Raw genomic sequence first — 17,510 nt, forward strand, 5'->3', positions numbered from 1 at the left:
CACATCCTCTCCCGTTGACGGCGCGGGCAATGCTGAAAAACGAGGAGGAATTTCGATGTCTAAACGCTTTCTGATTTCGGTCGCTGCGGCGGCTTTGCTCGCCGGCACCGGTTTCGCGAATGCACAGGGCGCCGGCGGCGCCAACAAGGAATCCGGGGCCGGCGGTGGCGCGACCACGCAGCACTCTGCACCGTCAGGTGGCGCGTCGTCGGGCACGATGCAGCACGATTCGGGTGGCATGAAGGGTTCCGAGCATTCGACGACCGGTGAGTCTTCCCAAGGCATGAAGGGCGCCGAGTCCGACAAGTCCGGCGCCGCCGCCAAGGGCGCGCAGGACACCACGCAGAAGCCGAAGGGCATGAGCTCGGAGAACGAGGCCACCAAGGGCAAGGAGAGCTCGAAGGACATGAAGGCCGAGGGCCGCGAAAAGAGCGGCAACATGAAGGCCGAGGAGCATGACAAGAGCGGCAAGATGAACAATGCCGCCGAGAGCCGCGAGAAGGGCGGCGCCACGACCAACCAGAACGCTCAGACCAAGAGCCCGACCGACACCAACCGCGCCCAGACCAACGACACCAGCCGCACCCAGACCACGACCGGCAACGCGGCGACGTCGGCCACTGCGGCTCCGCCGGCCGAGAAGCGCACCCAGATCTCGACCGCGATCAAGTCGGAGAAGGTCACCGAAACCACCAACGTGAACTTCAACGTGTCGGTGGGCACCCGCATCCCGGCTGACGTTCACTTCTATCCGCTGCCGGAGCGGGTCGTGACGATCTATCCGCAGTGGCGCGGTTATGACTTCATCCTGGTCAAGGGCCGCTACATCATCGTGCAGCCGGAGACCCACGAGATCGTCTACATCATCGAGGGCTAAGCCGGCCTCGACGCGAGGGTGCCAGACGGCTCTCGCAATCCCAACCCCGTCCCTCCAAGGGGCGGGGTTTTGCGCTCGCCCCCGATGCGCAGTCACCGGTGGATGGCGGACCCCGGGCGCCACCCGCCGCGCCTTCCGCGAAGTTTGGTTAATCAGTAATTTCCGTAGGTTACGGCAGCTATCTAACAGCCCGGGAGAAGCTGTTGAAGACGTTCCGATTCCACCTAAAGACTTCCCCTGCGGCCGGTTGTTACCTATAACCCGGCCCACTCCGCCCCTCGTCGGAACCCCTCGGACCCTTTGTCGGACCTCTTGGCCGGAACCCTTGGCAGGAATCTTTTGGAATGGCTGCTGCCGGAACGATCTATGTGCTGAACGGCCCGAACCTCAACCTGTTGGGGACGCGCGAGCCGGAGACCTATGGCCATGCCACCCTCGCCGATGTCGAGAAGCTGTGCGTGGAGACCGCGCGCCAGTTCGCCCTGACCGCCGACTGCCGGCAGTCCAATCGCGAGGGCGAACTGATCGACTTCATCCATGAGGCCCACGCCAAGAAGGCGGTCGGCATCATCATCAATGCCGGCGGTTACTCCCATACCTCGATCGCGCTGCATGACGCGCTGGTTGCGGTCAGGATTCCTGCCGTCGAGGTCCATGTCAGCAACATCCACGCCCGCGAGAGCTTCCGGGACCACTCGTTCACTGCTAAAGCCGCCTTCGCGTCACTTTGCGGCTTCGGCATCGACGGCTACCGGCTTGCGATCATCGGCCTTGCCACCAAAATCGGTGCCAAGATCGATGCAAAGGCAAAGACTTAATCGTCAATCCTGACGTTCCCCGTCACCAGACAGAGATTTCGGATCAAACAACATGGCGCGCCAGCCAGACGACAAATCAGCCGTAAAGTCCAAGAGCGAGTCGAAGAACGACGACAGCGTCCTCATTCGCGAACTCGCGCTGCTGCTTGCCGAGACCAACCTCACCGAGATCGAGATCGAGCGTTCCGGCCTGCGCGTCCGTGTCGCGCGCAACATCAGCATCGCGGCATCGGTGCCGACCGCCGTGCACGCGGTGGCCGCGCCGGCCGCCGTGGCCGTGCCGGCTGCAGCCGTTGCCGGTGCGACCGATCTGGCAAAGCACCCGGGCGCCGTTCCCTCGCCGATGGTCGGCACCGCCTATTGGGCGCCCGAGCCGGGCGCCAAGCCGTTCATTGAAGTCGGCACCAAGGTCACGGCCGGCCAGACGCTTCTGATCATCGAGGCGATGAAGACGATGAACCAGATCCCGTCGCCGCGCGCGGGCACCGTGACGCAGATCCTCGTCGAGGACGGCCAGCCCGTCGAATTCGGCGAGCCGCTCGTCATCATTGAATAGCTTCCGTCAACGGCAGGCGCTGCGATGTTCGACAAGATCCTCATAGCCAATCGCGGCGAGATCGCGCTTCGCGTGCTGCGCGCCTGCAAGGAGCTCGGCATCTCCACCGTCGCGGTGCATTCCACCGCCGACGCCGACGCCATGCATGTGCGGCTCGCCGACGAGAGCGTGTGCATCGGCCCGCCGCCGTCGAAGGATTCCTATCTCAACGTGCCGGCGCTGCTTGCCGCCTGCGAGATCACCGGCGCCGACGCCGTGCATCCCGGCTACGGCTTCCTGTCCGAGAACGCGCGCTTCGCCGAGATCCTCGCCGACCACAATCTCGGCTTCATTGGTCCGAAGGCCGAGCACATCCGCCTGATGGGCGACAAGATCGAGGCCAAGAAGACCGCCAAGCGTCTCGGCATCCCGGTGGTGCCCGGCTCGGACGGCGCGGTGACCTCGGAGGCCGATGCGCTCGCCATCGGCAAGGATATCGGCTTCCCGGTGCTGGTGAAGGCGGCAGCCGGCGGCGGCGGCCGCGGCATGAAGGTCGCCCACACCGAGGCCGACCTCGCGCTGGCGCTGTCGACCGCGGCCAACGAGGCCAAGTCGGCGTTCGGCGACGCCTCGGTCTATCTGGAGAAATACCTGCAGAAGCCGCGCCACATCGAGATCCAGATTCTCGGCGACGGCCGCGGCGGCGCGATCCATCTCGGCGAGCGCGACTGCTCGCTGCAGCGCCGTCACCAGAAGGTCTGGGAGGAAGGCCCCTCGCCCGTGCTCGCGGCAGCCGCTCGCGCCAGGATCGGCGAGACCTGCGCCAAGGCGATGCGGGATATGAAGTATCTCGGCGTCGGCACCATCGAATTTCTCTACGAGGACGGCGAGTTCTATTTCATCGAAATGAACACCCGCATCCAGGTCGAGCATCCGGTCACCGAAAGCATCACCGACATCGATCTGGTGCTGGAGCAGATCCGGATTGCCGCCGGCGGCGACCTGCCGGCCAAGCAGAACGACATCGCGATCATCGGCCACGCCATCGAGTGCCGCATCAATGCGGAGAACCCGCAGACCTTCCGTCCCTCGCCCGGACGGATCACGCAATTCCATCCGCCGGGCGGCCTCGGCGTGCGGATCGATTCCGCGGTCTATCAGGGCTACGTGATCCCGCCCTATTACGACTCGCTGGTCGGCAAGCTGATCGTGCACGGCAAGACCCGCGGCGAATGCCTAATGCGGCTGCGCCGGGCGCTCGATGAGATGGTGGTCGACGGGATCGAGACGACGCTGCCGCTGTTCCGCGCACTGGTGCGCGAGCCCGACATCATCGAGGGCGACTATCACATCCACTGGCTGGAGCAGTATCTCGCCGGCCAGCCGTCCGACGTCCCGAAATAGTTTGGAACTTGGTGGAACCCAGGACCCTGTTCAAGCGTACTAAAGGGTTATTGGCTTTCCACGGGGACGCATTGAATCCCACTCCCGCAAAGAGACCGGCGTGACGCAAGTTTCACGACGCCGATCCACGTTGCAGATCGTCCTGCTGTCGGCGGGATTTTTCGTGCTGGTTGCGGTCAGCGTGGCGTCCGTCCTGCTGGTCAACAAGGCGCGCGAGGACAACGCCCTGGTCGTCCACACGGTCGAGGTCGAGGGCCAGGTTGCCAGCCTGCTGGTCGACATCAGGCGCGCCGAAAGCGCCACCAGAGCGTATCTGCTGACGTCTGCACCACAATACCTGTCCGAGTACCAGTCGGCTGCGGCGGGACTCCCGGCCGCGCTCGGCCATCTCCAGATGATGACCGTCGATAATCCGGTGCAGGTCGCCAATGCCGCGAGGCTCAAGGCCGCGGTCGAGCAGCGGCTGGCCGAGTTCGCCCTCAGCATCGAGCGCGTTGGGAACAACGACACCGCGACCAGCGTCGACGTCCTGCGCAAGCCCACATCGACCGATGCGCTGGAGGCGATCGCCCGGATCGGCCGCGACATGCGCACCGAGGAGGATCGCCTGCTGGCGGCGCGCACCGCGACCGCGGACCGGACCCAGGTGCTGGCCTCCTCGGTCACCATCGCCGGCTCCTGCATGGTGCTCGCGCTCGCCGCCCTCTCGGTGGTGCTGCTGCGGCAATCGTCGCGGGCGCGCGACGAGGCCGAGGCCAGGCTGCGCGACAGCAACGTCAATCTCGAAACCATCGTCGACGAGCGGACCTCCGACCTGCGCGAGGCCAACGAGGAAATCCAGCGCTTCGCCTATATCGTCAGCCACGATTTGCGCTCGCCCCTGGTCAACATCATGGGCTTCACCAGCGAGCTGGAGGAGTTGCGCGGCGACATCTTCAAGCGCATCGCCACACTCAATCGCACTGCGTCGCTGGCACCGGCGATGCCGGAAGACGCGACCGACGTCGCCGAGCCCGAGCTCGAGGGCTCCGACAAGCAGCTGTCCGACGATTTCAACGAATCGCTCGGCTTCATCAAATCGTCGATCGCCAAGATGGATCGCCTGATCAGCGCGATCCTCAATCTCACCCGCGAGGGCCGCCGCGAGTTCAAGCCGGAGCGGATCGATCTCCGCGAGCTGATCGACGGCATCGTCAAGACCGTCGCGCACCAGGCAGCCGAGGCCAATGCGACCGTCGCGGTCGGCACGTTGCCGAATATCGTCAGCGACCGCCTCGCGCTGGAACAGATCTTCTCCAACCTGATCGACAACGCACTCAAGTACCTCAAGGAGGGCGTCCCCGGCGAGATCGCGATCCAGGGCCGCACCAAGCTCGGCTTTGCGATCTTCGAGGTCACGGACAACGGCCGCGGCATCGATCCGAAGGACCATCAGCGCATCTTCGATTTGTTCCGCCGCGCCGGAACCCAGGACAAGCCTGGTCAGGGCATCGGGCTTGCACATGTCCGCGCACTTGTGCGCAGACTGGGCGGCACCATGTCGGTAGCGTCGGAACTTCACAGCGGCAGCACGTTCACGATCACGCTGCCTATCAAATGGTCAGGCAGGAACCGGGACAAAGCATCATGAGCGATCCAGTCACCATCATCATGATCGAGGACGACGAGGGCCATGCCCGCCTGATTGAGCGGAATATCCGGCGCTCAGGTGTCAACAATGAGATCATTCCGTTCACCAACGGTACAGCGGCCGTGAACTACCTGTTCGGCAAGGATGGCAGCGCGGTCGAGCGCAAGGGCCATGCCCTGCTCATCCTGCTTGATCTCAATCTGCCTGACATGACCGGCATCGACATTCTGAAGCGGGTCAAGGAGAACAAGTATCTCAAGTCGACGCCGGTGGTCGTGCTGACCACGACCGACGATTCCCAGGAGATCAAGCGTTGCTACGAACTCGGTTGCAACGTCTACATCACCAAGCCGGTGAACTACGAGAGCTTTGCCAACGCCATTCGCCAGCTTGGCCTGTTCTTTTCCGTGATTCAGGTGCCGCCAGCTTCCGTATGACCAGCGCAACGCCGACACTGCTCTATATCGACGACGACGCGGCGCTGGCGCGCCTGGTCGAACGCGGGCTGACTCGCGCGGGCTACAAGGTCGTGCACGCCGCGAGCGGCCAGGACGGTCTCGACCGGCTCGCCCAGGGCGGCATCGACGTCGTCGCGCTCGACCAGTACATGCCCGGCCTCGACGGGCTGGAGACGCTGGAGCAGATCCTCACGATTCCGGACGCCCCGCCGGTGGTGTTCGTCACCGCCTCGCAGGATTCGGCGATTGCCGTCACCGCGCTGAAGGCCGGCGCCGCGGACTATCTGGTCAAGGACGTCAGGGGCGAATTCATCCCGCTGCTCCAGGTCGCAGTGAACGGCGCGGTGCGGCGGGCGGCGATCCAGAAAGCGCGCGACGAGGCCGAGGCCGAGGTGCACGCCTCGCGCGACCGGTATGCCGCGCTCGCCGCCGAGCGCGAGGTGCTGCTGCGCGAGGTCAACCACAGAGTCGGCAATTCGCTGCAGATCATCGCCTCGCTGCTGCACCTGCAGGCCAATTCAGCGAGCCAGCAGGACGTCAAGGCGGCGCTCACCAACGCGATGGGCCGCGTCGCCGCCGTCGCGCAGGTGCACCGCCGCCTCTACACCTCGCACGACTTCAAGACCGTGATGCTCAACCAGTATCTCGAAGCGCTGCTCGAGGATCTCAGGCGCTCGGCCGAGGGCAACAAGATGTCGCGGCTGACGCTGAAGGCCGCCCCGGTCGAGATCGATCCCGACCGCGCGGTCGCGATCGGCATCATCGTCAACGAACTGGTGATGAACGCCGTGAAATACGCCTATCCCGACGGCGCCGGCCCGATCCATGTCGAGCTCAAGCCGCAGGGCGACGACCTGCAGCTCGCGATCAGCGATGAAGGCGTCGGTTTCGACGACAAGGCCGATCCGCGCGGCACCGGCATGGGCCAGCGCATCGTCGCAGCGATGGCCGGCAAGCTCGACGCCAGCGTCGAGCGCGACCCCGACCACAGCGGCACCCGCTTCGTGGTGCGGTTCGCCCGCGTCACCCCGGCGCCGGCGAAATCGACCAGTGCTGCCGCCAGCTAGACCAGACGGCCGCCGCCGGATCGATCGATTTTTCGCATTCGCCTTAACGGCCGCATCACCCTGTCGTTCGATCGCGGCAAGCTGACCCGGCCGGTTAAGACAAATCTGGGCATTGTTTGCCATGCTTTTCCCCCAACTTGGCAGGAACGGCACGCGATGTTCGGGCGCAGGGTGGAGTTCGGAAAGAAGCAGGAGACCTTGGGCGGGCTCAAGGAGGCGTCACGTCCGGCGCCGGATGCCGATGGCGCGGCACCTGCTTTTCACAAGAGGCAGTGGGATGATCCGCGGATCGGATCGATGCTGCGCGATGCAGGTTTCGCGCCGGATGACGAACGCGGCAACGCGCCGACCGCCGACAATCGCCTCGCCGTATTCGCTGCGGCCAACCAGCGGCTGCAGGAGCGCACCGAAGCGTTCAATCGCGACATGAAAGCACAGCACGGCCACTGCCAGGCGGTGCCGTTCCTGGTCATCGATCACAAGATCTGGGACGGGCCGCACGGCGCGTTTCTCTACGCGCAGATGGATCTGATCGGCTACGACGAATGGAACGTGATCATGCTGGCGTCAGATCCGCAGACCACGCAGACATGCGGCCTGGCAGGCCATCCGGGCTTTCTCCCGGCGGTGACGCAAGCGATGACCGAGCATGTGATCGGCTGGAAGGCGCGGCACGACGCCCTGCTCACGGCATTCGGCATCCCTGCCGGCGGTGGCCGCAACGTCGCGCACGAGCAATATGAGATGGAAAGGGACGCCCTGCGCCAGGAGATTATCGACAAGGCCGGCTGGATGAAGCCTCGCATCATCGAAGACCTCCTCCGCAAGGGCTAACGGCGCAGGCCCTTCCCGCGCAGCTCAATCAGGCCGATCGCGCTGCCGCCGCTGATGATGCGGGCGGCAATCCCGGCACGGTGCACCGAAGATCACCTGCGACGGATACGGCCGCACCGAGTGATATGGCGTCGAGCCGAACAGACCGGCCGCGCCGAAGCCCGCGCTGAAGGGATCGGCGGCGAAGCTGCCCGGAAACGACCCATTGCTGCGGAAGTCGCGGTCGTCATTCCTGCCGTCGAAATACGCGCCGCCCGTGCTGCCGTAGCGCAGCGGCCGCTGCGGCGCGAAGTCCTGGGCCGATACGGCAGCCGTGCTGAGCGCGACGGCGGCGCAGGCGAGCAATGCCCTGCTGGCGGTCATGGCCGAGATCCTCATGGCGGATTGGTCCCCCAATCGCCCTTCCAGGCGATCAGGCGTCCCTTGCCGAATTGCAGATAGAGCCCGTCGCTGCGCCGCGACAGCACGCTGCCCCTGACATTGGGCAGCGCGACGAACAATTCATTGCCCGGCGTGCCGCGCACGTAGTTCAGGGCAACGCCGAGCGACTGGCTGGCCTGGTCGGCGCTCATGCCGAACGCCAGCGGAACGCTGTTGGGCGGCCGCTGCTGCGCGCGGGCCAAGCCAGCCGACGCGCCCAGCGTGATGAGGGCAATAGCGAATGACGTCACGAACCGCTGCATGATCGACCTCATGGCACTGCCGCCGCAAGCGTGCCGGCCGGCGTCCAGCCGCCGCCGAGCGCCTGGAACAGGCTGCTCGCCGCCAGCAGCTTATTGAGTCGCACCGTGACCAGATTGTTTTCGGCCGTGAACAGCGTCTGCTGCGCCTGCAGCACCGTGATGAGGTTGACCGTGCCGCCGCGCAGCTGTGTCTCGGCAACCTCGAACGCCTTGCGCGACGCCGCCACGACGTCGGACTGCAGACGCTCCTGCAACGTATACTTCTGCAACGCGATCAGCGCCTTCTCGACGTCGGCGAAGGCCGACAGCACCGCCTTGCGATAGGCCTGCAGGTTTTGCAATTGCTGGCCCTTGGCGAGCTTGAGCTGGCTCTCCAGCAGGAAGCCGTCGAACAGCGGCTGGGTCAGCCCGGCGGCCAGCGTGTAGTACCAGGCGCCCGGCGCGAACAGCGAGGCCAGCACCGCGCTCTGGAAGCCCGTGGTGCCGGTCAGCTGGATCTGCGGAAAGAACGCCGCGCGCGCCGCATCGACGCTGAAATTGGAAGATGCGAGCTGCGCCTCGGCCTGACGAATGTCAGGCCGCTGGTAGAGCAATTCCGACGGCATCCCGGGCGTCACGCGCGGCACCGCAATCTGCGTCGTGGAGCCGCCGCGCACCTGGAAATCGGCCGGCGCGCGCGCCACCAGCAGGGCGAGCGCGGCCATGTTCTGCCCGACCGTCACCTCGAGCGGCGGGATCGCCGCGCGCTGCGTCGCGACCAACGCCTCCTGCTGCGACAGATCGAGCTGCGAGGCGGTGCCGCCGGCGAACTGCGACTTGATCAGCGCAAGGATGCGCTCGGCCGCCGCCAGATTCCGCTTGGTGACCTTGATCTGGTCTTGCGCTGCCAGCAGCTGGAAATAGGTGTTGGCAACGGTCGCCATCGTGCTTAGCGCGACCACCTCGCGATTGTAGCGGGCGACCGTCGCGCTTTCCTCCGACGCCGACAACGTCGCGCGGTTCTTGCCCCAGAAATCCACGATATAGCTCGCGCTCAGCCCCAGGCTGTACTGCGAGAACGTCCCGCTGCTGCCGCCGAGCAACGAATTCGATCCCGTCGCTACCTTTTGACGCTCGGCATTCGCCGATCCGGAAATCGACGGCAGCAGCGCGGCGCCGGACACGCCGACCTGCGCATCGGCCTGCACGATCTGGGCGATCGCAACGGCGATATCGAGATTGTAGAGCTGCGCGGATTCCATCAGCCCGGTCAGCTCGGGCGAGCGGAAGCCGCGCCACCAGGCCAGCGCCGGAACGGCCGCGTCGGCATCGCCCTTGGCGGCGGCGCGATAGCTCGCCGGCACTTCGAGGCTGAGCTCGGGCTTCTCGACCCCGGGGACGCACCCGGACAAACCAAGGCTGAGGCCGCCGAACGCCGCCACGCGCAGAAACCGGGCCGGTTTCCGCATCATCTGAAGATTTCGCAACGCTGCACCTGTCGGCATTTACTCGCCCGGTTGAAGTGAGGAGCCCGGCATCCGCATCGCGCCGTCGTGGCGGACACGCTGGGCCCACAGGCGTAACCGGTCGAGATAGAGGTAGATGACCGGCGTCGTGTAGAGCGTCAGAACCTGGCTCAGGATCAGGCCGCCGACGATGGCGATGCCGAGCGGCTGCCGCAGCTCGCCGCCGTCGCCCATGCCGATCGCAAGCGGCACCGCGCCGAGCAGCGCGGCCATCGTCGTCATCATGATCGGACGGAAGCGCAGCAGGCAGGCCTCCCTGATCGCCTCGAGCGGCTCCAGCCCGCGCTTGCGTTCCGCCTCCAGCGCAAAGTCGATCATCATGATGGCGTTCTTCTTCACGATACCGATCAGCAGGATGACGCCAATCAGCGCCATGATACTGAACTCGGTCTTGAATGCCATCAGCGCCAGCAAGGCGCCCACACCTGCCGAGGGCAGTGTGGACAAGATGGTCAGCGGATGGACGTAGCTCTCATAAAGCACGCCGAGCACGATGTAGATCGTGACGATCGCCGCCAGGATCAGGAACGGCTGGTTGCTGAGCGAGTCCTGGAACGCCTTCGCCGAACCCTGGAAGGTGCCGCGGATCGTGGCCGGCACGCCGATCCGGTTCATGGTCGCCTCGATGCTGGCGACCGCGGTGCTCAGCGATACGTTCGGCGGCAGATTGAACGAGATGGTGTTGGCGACCAGGAGGCCCTGGTGATTGACCGCAAGCGGCGTCGCGCCCTGCCCGAACGCCGCCACCGCCGACAGCGGGATCATGGTCTCGCTATTGGTCGAGACGGCCGATCCGGTCGAGGCCACGCCCTTCCCGGTCGCGCCGATCGAATTGGTGGCCTGGTTGCGCGCGGCCTGGGCATTGGCTGAACTCGCCGCGCTCGAGCTTCCCGCCGCCACCACGGTGCCGGCCACCGCGTTGGTCGATTGCGAACCGCCGACCGATCCACCCGACGTGCTGATGTAGACGTCCTTCAGCGTCTGCGGGTTCTGCCAGTAGCGCGGCGCGACCTCCATGATGACGTGGTACTGGTTGCGCGCGACATAGATCGTCGACACCTGGCGCTGGCCGAACGCGTCATAGAGGGTGTTGTCGATCTGGCTCACCGTGATGCCGAGCCGCGCCGCGGCGTCGCGGTCGATCACGAGGTCGGATTCCAGGCCCTTGTTCTGCTGGTCGCTGTTGACGTCGGCAAGGTTCGGATCGCGCTGCAGGGCCGCCGCGATCCTCGGCGTCCAGTCGTTGAGCTCCTCCAGCGTCGAGCCCTGCAGCGTGTACTGATACTGCGCGTTCGAGGCCCTGCCCCCGACCCTGATGTCCTGCACCGCCTGCAGGAACAGGCTGGCGCCGGGCACCACCGCCATTTCACGGCGCAGCCGCGCGATCACGCCGTCGGCACCGATCTTGCGCTGGTCGAGCGGCCGCAGCGAGACGAACACGAAGCCGGAATTGGTCTGGCCGCCACCGGTGAAGCCGACCACCGTCTCGACCGCCGGATCGCGCTTGATGATGCCGACGAACTGCGCGAGCTTCTGCTGCATCAGCTGGAACGATACGCTCTGGTCGGCCTGGATCGAGCCGACCAGCCGCCCGGTGTCCTGCTGCGGGAAGAAGCCCTTCGGGATCACGTCGTAGAGATAGAAGTTGAGGCCGAACACCGCCGCCAGGATCAGCATCACCGATAGCGGATGCTGAAGCGCGGTGGTCAGCGTCCTGCGGTAGAAATTCAGCATCGCCTCGAAGAAGCGCTCGCTGGCCCAATAGAGCCGGCCGTGGCCGCCGCGGTCCGGCCTGAGCAGCACGGCACACATCATCGGCGTCGTCGCCAGCGAGATCGCGAGCGAGATCAGGATCGAGATCGAGATCGTCATCGCGAATTCGCGGAACAGCCGGCCGACGATGCCGGCCATCAGCAGGATCGGGATGAACACCGCGATCAGCGAGATGCTCATCGACAGCACGGTGAAGCCGACCTCGTTGGCGCCCTTCAGCGCCGCCTCGAGCGGGCTGAGGCCCTCCTCGATGTAGCGGGTGACGTTCTCCAGCACCACGATGGCGTCGTCGACCACGAAGCCGGTCGCGACCGTCAGCGCCATCAGCGACAGATTGTCGAGGCTGTAGCCGATCAGGTACATCGCCCCGAAGGTCGCGACCAGCGACACCGACACCGCCACCACCGGAATGAAGGTGGCGCGCAGATTGCGCAGGAACGCGAACACCACGATGATGACCAGCAGCACCGCCAGAACCAGCGTGCGTTCCACGTCGCGCAGCGAGGTGCGGATGGTGGTCGAGCGGTCGACCGCAAGGCCGATGTCGATCGCCGGCGACACCGACGCCTGCAACTGCGGCATCAGCCCCTTCACCAGGTCGACGGTCGAGATGATGTTGGCGTTCGGCTGCCGGTAGAGGATGATCAGCACCGCGGGCTTGCCGTTGGCGAGCCCGGCATTGCGCAAATTCTCGACCCCGTCGGTCACCTCGCCGACATCGGAGAGGTGAACCGGCGCGCCGTTGCGGTAGGCCACGATCAGCGACTTGTAGTCGTCGGCCTTGTTGGCCTGATCGTTGGCATAGACCTGGAAGCGCTGGTCGCCGACGTCGATGCCGCCCTTCGGACTGTGGGCGTTGGCGCTCGACAGCGCCGCGCGAACGTCTTCCAGGCCGATGCCGTATTTGTAGAGCGTCTGCGGGACCAGATCGACGCGCACGGCGGGCAGCGAGCTGCCGCCCACCACCACCTCGCCGATGCCCTCGACCTGCGACAGCTTCTGCGCCAGCACTGTGGACGCGGCATCGTAGAGATCGCCGCGGGTCAGCGTATCCGACGTCAGCGTCAGGATCAGGATCGGCGCGTCAGCCGGGTTGACCTTGCGGTAGGTCGGGTTGCTGCGCAGGCTGGTCGGCAGATCGGCGCGCGCCGCGTTGATCGCGGCCTGCACGTCCCGCGCCGCGCCGTTGATGTCGCGGTTCAGGCCGAACTGCAGGGTGATCCGGGTGGAGCCGACCGAACTCGACGACGTCATCTCCGTCACATCGGCGATCTGGCCGAGATGCCGCTCAAGCGGGCTTGCGACCGTGGTCGCGACGTCCTGCGGGCTGGCGCCGGGCAGCGTCGCCTGCACCGAGATGGTCGGAAAATCCACCTGCGGCAGCGGCGAGACCGGCAATTTGAAGAACGCGACAATGCCGGCCGCCGCGAGTCCGAAGGTCAGCAGCGTGGTTGCGACCGGCCGGCGGATGAAGGGCGTTGACGGATCCATGGCTCAACGCGACCCGCTCGCCTCGCCGACCTCGTCCGCCCGCCCGGCAAACCGCAGCGCGAGGCGATCGAACCAGAGATAGATCACCGGCGTCGTGAACAGCGTCAGCAGCTGGCTCACCAGGAGGCCGCCGACGATGGAGACGCCGAGCGGATGCCGCAGCTCGGAGCCCGCGCCGCTGCCGATCATCAGCGGCAGCGCGCCGAGCACGGCGGCCATCGTCGTCATGATGATCGGCCGGAACCGCAGCAGGCAGGCCTGGTAGATCGCCTCCCGCGGCGGCTTGCCCTCGTTGCGCTCGGCATCGAGCGCGAAGTCGATCATCATGATCGCGTTCTTCTTCACGATGCCGATCAGGAGGATGATGCCGATGATCGCGATGATGGTGAGGTCCTGCCCGGCCATCATCAACGCCAGCAGCGCGCCGATGCCGGCCGACGGCAGCGTCGAGAGGATGGTCAGCGGGTGGATGAAGCTCTCATAGAGCACGCCGAGCACGATATAGACCGTGATGATCGCGGCGAGGATCAGGAACAGCTGGTTGGACAGCGAGGACTGGAACGCCAGCGCCGCGCCCTGGAAGCTCGTGATCATGCCGAGCGGCTGGTTGATGTCGGCCTGCGCCTGCTTGATCGCCGTCACCGCGCTGCCGAGCGAGGCGCCGGGCGCGAGATTGAACGAGACGGTTGCCGACGGGAACTGGCCGAGATGCGAGACCTGCAGCGGCGCGGTCTCCACCCGCATCTTGGCCATGACCGACAGCGGCACCGGCGTCGAGCCGACCGATGACGGCAAATAGATCGACGACAGCGCGTCCAGCGAATTTTGCAGCGACGGGTCGGCCTCGAGGATGACGCGATACTGGTTTGAATTGGTGAACACGGTGGAGACGATGCGCTGGCCGTAGGAATCGTACAGCGCGTTGTCGATCGTCGCCGGCGTGATGCCGAACCGCGCGGCCTGGTCGCGGTCGATGTCCACGAACACCGAAAGCCCCTGCGCCGAGATATCGCTGGTGACGTCGCTCAATTGAGGCAATTGCCTCAGCTTGTCGACCAACTTCGGCGTCCATTCCGCGAGCTCGTTCGGATCGGCGTCCTGCAGGATGAACTGGTACTGCGTGCGGCTGACCGTGCCTTCGATGGTGAGATCCTGGACCGGCTGCATGTAGAGCGTGATGCCGGTCAGATCAGCCGTGCTGGCCTTGATCCGATCCATGATGGTCAGGACGCCGGCCTTGCGCTGCTCATGCGGCTTCAAATTGACCAGGATGCGGCCGCTGTTGAGCGTGGTGTTGGTGCCGTCGACCCCGATGAAGGACGACAGGCTCTCGACGTCAGGGTCCTTCAGGATCGCGCTGGCGAGCCGCTGCTGGCGCTCGGCCATGGCCGCGTAGGACACCGATTGCGGCGCCTCCGAGATCGCCTGGATCACGCCGGTGTCCTGCACCGGAAAGAAGCCCTTGGGGATGACGACATAGAGCAGCGCCGTCAGCCCGAATGTGGCGAGCGCGATCAGCAGCACGAACGTCTGGCGATCCAGCACCCAGTTGAGCATCCGGGCGTAGATCGCGATGACATAGTCGAAGCCTTCCCGGCTGAGCCGCTGGAAGGTGTTTTCGCGCGACATGGCCTCCGGCTTCAGCAGCTTTGCGCAGGCCATCGGCACCAGCGTCAGCGACACCACGGCGGAGATCAGGATGGTGACCGACAGCGTGATCGCGAACTCGCGGAACAGGCGGCCGACGACGTCGCCCATGAACAGCAGCGGGATCAGCACCGCGATCAGCGACACCGTCAACGAGATGATGGTGAAGCCGATCTGCTCGGAGCCGCGCAGCGCGGCTTCCAGCGGCGACTCGCCCTCCTCGATGTAGCGCGAGATGTTCTCGATCACGACGATGGCGTCGTCGACCACGAAGCCGGTCGCGATCGTCAGCGCCATCAGCGACAGATTGTTCAGGCTGAAGCCGAACAGATACATCGCACCGAGCGTACCGACCAGCGACAGCGGCACCGACAAGCTCGGGATCAGCGTGGCGCGGGTCGAGCGCAGGAACACGAAGATGACAAGCACGACCAGGACCACGGCAAGCGACAGCTCGTATTCGACGTCGCGGACCGAGGCCCGGATCGTGACGGTGCGGTCGGTCAGGATATTGAGGTCGATCGCGGCCGGCAGCGTTGCCTGCAGCTGCGGCAGCAGGTCCTTGATGCCTTGAACGACCGAGATCACGTTGGCGCCGGGCTGGCGCTGGATATTGAGGATGATCGCCGGCGTCTCGTTCATCCAGGCGCCGAGCTTGTCGTTCTGCGCGCCGTCGACGACGTTGCCGACGTCGCTGAGGCGGACCGGCGAGCCGTTCTTGTAGGCGATGATCAGCGAGCGGTAGTCGCTGGCATTGCGGATCTGGTCGTTGGCATTGATGGTATAGGCGCGCATCGCGCCGTCGAAATTGCCCTTCGGCGTATTGACGTTGGCGTTGCCGAGCGTGGTGCGGAGATCGTCGATGTTGAGGCCATAGGCCGCGAGCTTGCGGATGTCGGCCTGGATGCGCACCGCGGGCCGCTGGCCGCCGCTGATGCTGACGAGGCCGACGCCGGGTAGCTGCGAGATCTTCTGCGCCAGCCGCGTGTCGACGAAGTCCTGCACCTGGGTCAGCGGCATGGTCTTCGAGGTCAGGCCGAGGGTGAGGATCGGCGCGTCAGCCGGATTGACCTTGGCGTAGATCGGCGGCGCCGGCAGGTCCGACGGCAACAGATTGCCCGCTGCATTGATCGCGGCTTGCACCTCCTGTTCGGCAACGTCGAGCGAGATCGACAGGCCGAACTGCAGCGTGATGACAGACGAGCCGGCCGAGCTTACCGAGCTCATCTGATTCAGATTCGGCATCTGGCCGAACTGCACCTCGAGCGGCGCGGTCACCGACGAGGTCATCACGTCGGGGCTGGCGCCGGGATAGAAGGTCTGCACCTGGATGGTCGGATAGTCGACCTCCGGCAACGCCGCGACGGGCAGGAATCTGAACGCCAGCATGCCCGACAGCATGATGGCGATCATCATCAGGGTCGTCGCCACCGGCCGCAGGATGAATGGCCGCGACGGGTTCATTTGGTCTGCCCGTCCTCGGACCGCTTGTGCTGGCCGCCTCCCGCCTTGTCGGGATCGGCGCCGCCCTTGCTATCGCCCTTCGCAGCCCCGTTTGCCGCGCCCTTTGCCTCACCTTTGGCCGCACTGGCCGGGTTTGCGGCCTCGGTGGCGGAGCGCACCACCACCTTCGCGCCCTCGCGCAGCTTGTCGGCGCCGTCGATCACGATGCGATCGCCGGACGTGAGCCCCGACAGCACCTCGACGCGGTCGCCGTCGGTGACCCCGAGCTTGACCGGCCGCACCGAGACCGTGCTGTCGGCGTTGACGAGATAGACGAAGGTGCCGGGAACGCCGCGCTGGATGCCGGCGGTCGACATCGTCGTGGCATCCTTGTGGGTGTCGAGCAGCAGGCGGATGTTGACGAACTGGTTCGGATACAGCGTGCGCTTGTCGTTCTCGAACTGGGCGCGCAGCTTGATCGTGCCGGTGGTCGCGTCGATCTGGCTGTCGAAGGTCTGCAGCGATCCTTCGGCGAGCTTGTTGGCGCCGCTGCGGTCATAGGCCGCTGTCGGCAGCACCGCGCCCTCCCTCAACCGCTTCGCGACCGCCTGCAGATTGTCCTCCGGCAGCGTGAACAACACGCTGATCGGCTCGAGCTGCGTGATCACGACGAGGCCATTGGTGTCGCCCGGCGTCACATAGTTGCCGAGGTCGACCTGGCGCAGCCCGACCCGCCCGTTGATCGGCGAGACGATGCGGCAATACGCCAAATTCACCTCGGCTGATTTCACCGAGGCGCGGTCGGCTTCCACCGTGCCTTGATACTGCGCGACCAGCGCGACCTGGGTATCGAGCGTCTGATGCGGCACGGCGTTCTGGGTGGCGAGGCCCTGGTAGCGCGTGAGATCGACCTGGGCGCCCTTGAGCTGAGCCTCGTCGCGCGCAAGGGTGCCCTTGGCCTGCGCCAGCGTCGCCTCATAGGGACGCGAATCGATCTCGGCGATCAGGTCACCCTTCTTGACCTCGTCGCCCTCCTTGAAATCGATCTTCATCAGGTAGCCGCTGATCTGGCTCCTGATCGTCACGGTCGCGAGCGACGTCACGGTGCCGAGGGCGTTGAGGCTGACGCCGATATCGCCCTTGCCGACGGTCTCCGGCACGATCGACATCGGCCCGGCATTGCGCCCGCCACCGGCCTGCGGCGGCGCGGCCTGCTGCCGCGTCCACCAGACGATGCCGGCCAGGACCGCCAGCACCACACATCCCGTCAGAAACCCCGGCCAACGCGACGCTCGCCTGACTGGTCCAGGTGCGACGATCGACGGGTCTTTGATATGCTGGTCCA

14 protein-coding genes are annotated in these 17,510 nt (G+C 65.6%); 8 read left to right on the forward strand and 6 right to left on the reverse strand.

Annotated features, from left to right (window positions below; genetic code table 11):
• The first annotated feature begins 55 nt into the window (after positions 1-55).
• From FBZ93_RS01245 to FBZ93_RS01280, 8 genes are all read left to right on the forward strand, one after another.
• Positions 56-877 (forward strand): DUF1236 domain-containing protein, encoded by an 822-nt coding sequence (locus FBZ93_RS01245; protein ID WP_146984191.1) that lies wholly within the window; start codon positions 56-58, stop codon positions 875-877.
• A gap of 344 nt (positions 878-1,221) precedes the next feature.
• Complete coding sequence (gene aroQ, locus FBZ93_RS01250) at positions 1,222-1,695, forward strand: type II 3-dehydroquinate dehydratase (RefSeq protein ID WP_146984192.1); 474 nt, start codon at positions 1,222-1,224, stop codon at positions 1,693-1,695.
• 52 nt (positions 1,696-1,747) lie between these two features.
• Positions 1,748-2,251: an acetyl-CoA carboxylase biotin carboxyl carrier protein gene (accB, locus tag FBZ93_RS01255; RefSeq protein WP_146984193.1), complete on the forward strand. Its 504-nt coding sequence runs from the start codon at positions 1,748-1,750 to the stop codon at positions 2,249-2,251.
• Between the two features lie 24 nt (positions 2,252-2,275).
• The gene (accC, locus tag FBZ93_RS01260) at positions 2,276-3,634 is read left to right on the forward strand and encodes an acetyl-CoA carboxylase biotin carboxylase subunit (RefSeq protein ID WP_146984194.1); all 1,359 of its coding nucleotides are present in this window, start codon (positions 2,276-2,278) and stop codon (positions 3,632-3,634) included.
• Positions 3,635-3,734: 100 nt separating this feature from the next.
• Positions 3,735-5,264: a sensor histidine kinase gene (locus FBZ93_RS01265; protein ID WP_146984195.1), complete on the forward strand. Its 1,530-nt coding sequence runs from the start codon at positions 3,735-3,737 to the stop codon at positions 5,262-5,264.
• On the forward strand, positions 5,261-5,701 hold the full coding sequence (locus FBZ93_RS01270; RefSeq protein ID WP_146984196.1) for a response regulator: 441 nt from the start codon (positions 5,261-5,263) through the stop codon (positions 5,699-5,701). Before FBZ93_RS01265 ends, FBZ93_RS01270 begins: the two co-directional genes overlap by 4 nt.
• On the forward strand, positions 5,698-6,789 hold the full coding sequence (locus FBZ93_RS01275; protein WP_146984197.1) for a sensor histidine kinase: 1,092 nt from the start codon (positions 5,698-5,700) through the stop codon (positions 6,787-6,789). Before FBZ93_RS01270 ends, FBZ93_RS01275 begins: the two co-directional genes overlap by 4 nt.
• A gap of 156 nt (positions 6,790-6,945) precedes the next feature.
• Positions 6,946-7,623: a hypothetical protein gene (locus FBZ93_RS01280; RefSeq protein ID WP_146984198.1), complete on the forward strand. Its 678-nt coding sequence runs from the start codon at positions 6,946-6,948 to the stop codon at positions 7,621-7,623.
• A 24-nt stretch (positions 7,624-7,647) separates the two neighbouring features.
• Here FBZ93_RS01280 and FBZ93_RS01285 read toward each other — a convergent pair whose 3' ends face one another.
• The 6 genes from FBZ93_RS01285 to FBZ93_RS01310 are packed head-to-tail and all read right to left on the reverse strand — an operon-like array spanning position 7,648 to position 17,421.
• A complete protein-coding gene (locus FBZ93_RS01285) occupies positions 7,648-7,986 on the reverse strand; it encodes a BA14K family protein (protein ID WP_246667321.1) in 339 nt (112 codons plus the stop codon).
• 11 nt (positions 7,987-7,997) lie between these two features.
• A complete protein-coding gene (locus FBZ93_RS01290; RefSeq protein WP_146984200.1) occupies positions 7,998-8,306 on the reverse strand; it encodes a hypothetical protein in 309 nt (102 codons plus the stop codon).
• Between the two features lie 8 nt (positions 8,307-8,314).
• Positions 8,315-9,757, reverse strand: coding sequence for an efflux transporter outer membrane subunit (locus tag FBZ93_RS01295; RefSeq protein WP_146984201.1), 1,443 nt, complete (start codon positions 9,755-9,757; stop codon positions 8,315-8,317).
• Between the two features lie 33 nt (positions 9,758-9,790).
• Complete coding sequence (locus FBZ93_RS01300) at positions 9,791-13,075, reverse strand: efflux RND transporter permease subunit (protein ID WP_146984202.1); 3,285 nt, start codon at positions 13,073-13,075, stop codon at positions 9,791-9,793.
• Between the two features lie 3 nt (positions 13,076-13,078).
• The gene (locus FBZ93_RS01305) at positions 13,079-16,186 is read right to left on the reverse strand and encodes an MdtB/MuxB family multidrug efflux RND transporter permease subunit (RefSeq protein ID WP_146984203.1); all 3,108 of its coding nucleotides are present in this window, start codon (positions 16,184-16,186) and stop codon (positions 13,079-13,081) included.
• Positions 16,183-17,421 carry an MdtA/MuxA family multidrug efflux RND transporter periplasmic adaptor subunit gene (locus FBZ93_RS01310; protein ID WP_246667322.1) on the reverse strand — a complete coding sequence of 413 codons (1,239 nt, stop codon included), beginning with the start codon at positions 17,419-17,421 and terminating at the stop codon, positions 16,183-16,185. The genes FBZ93_RS01305 and FBZ93_RS01310 overlap by 4 nt, the downstream gene beginning before the upstream one ends.
• Between the last annotated feature and the right edge of the window lie 89 nt (positions 17,422-17,510).

This window comes from Bradyrhizobium macuxiense (assembly GCF_007993935.1).
GTDB lineage: Bacteria > Pseudomonadota > Alphaproteobacteria > Rhizobiales > Xanthobacteraceae > Bradyrhizobium > Bradyrhizobium macuxiense_A.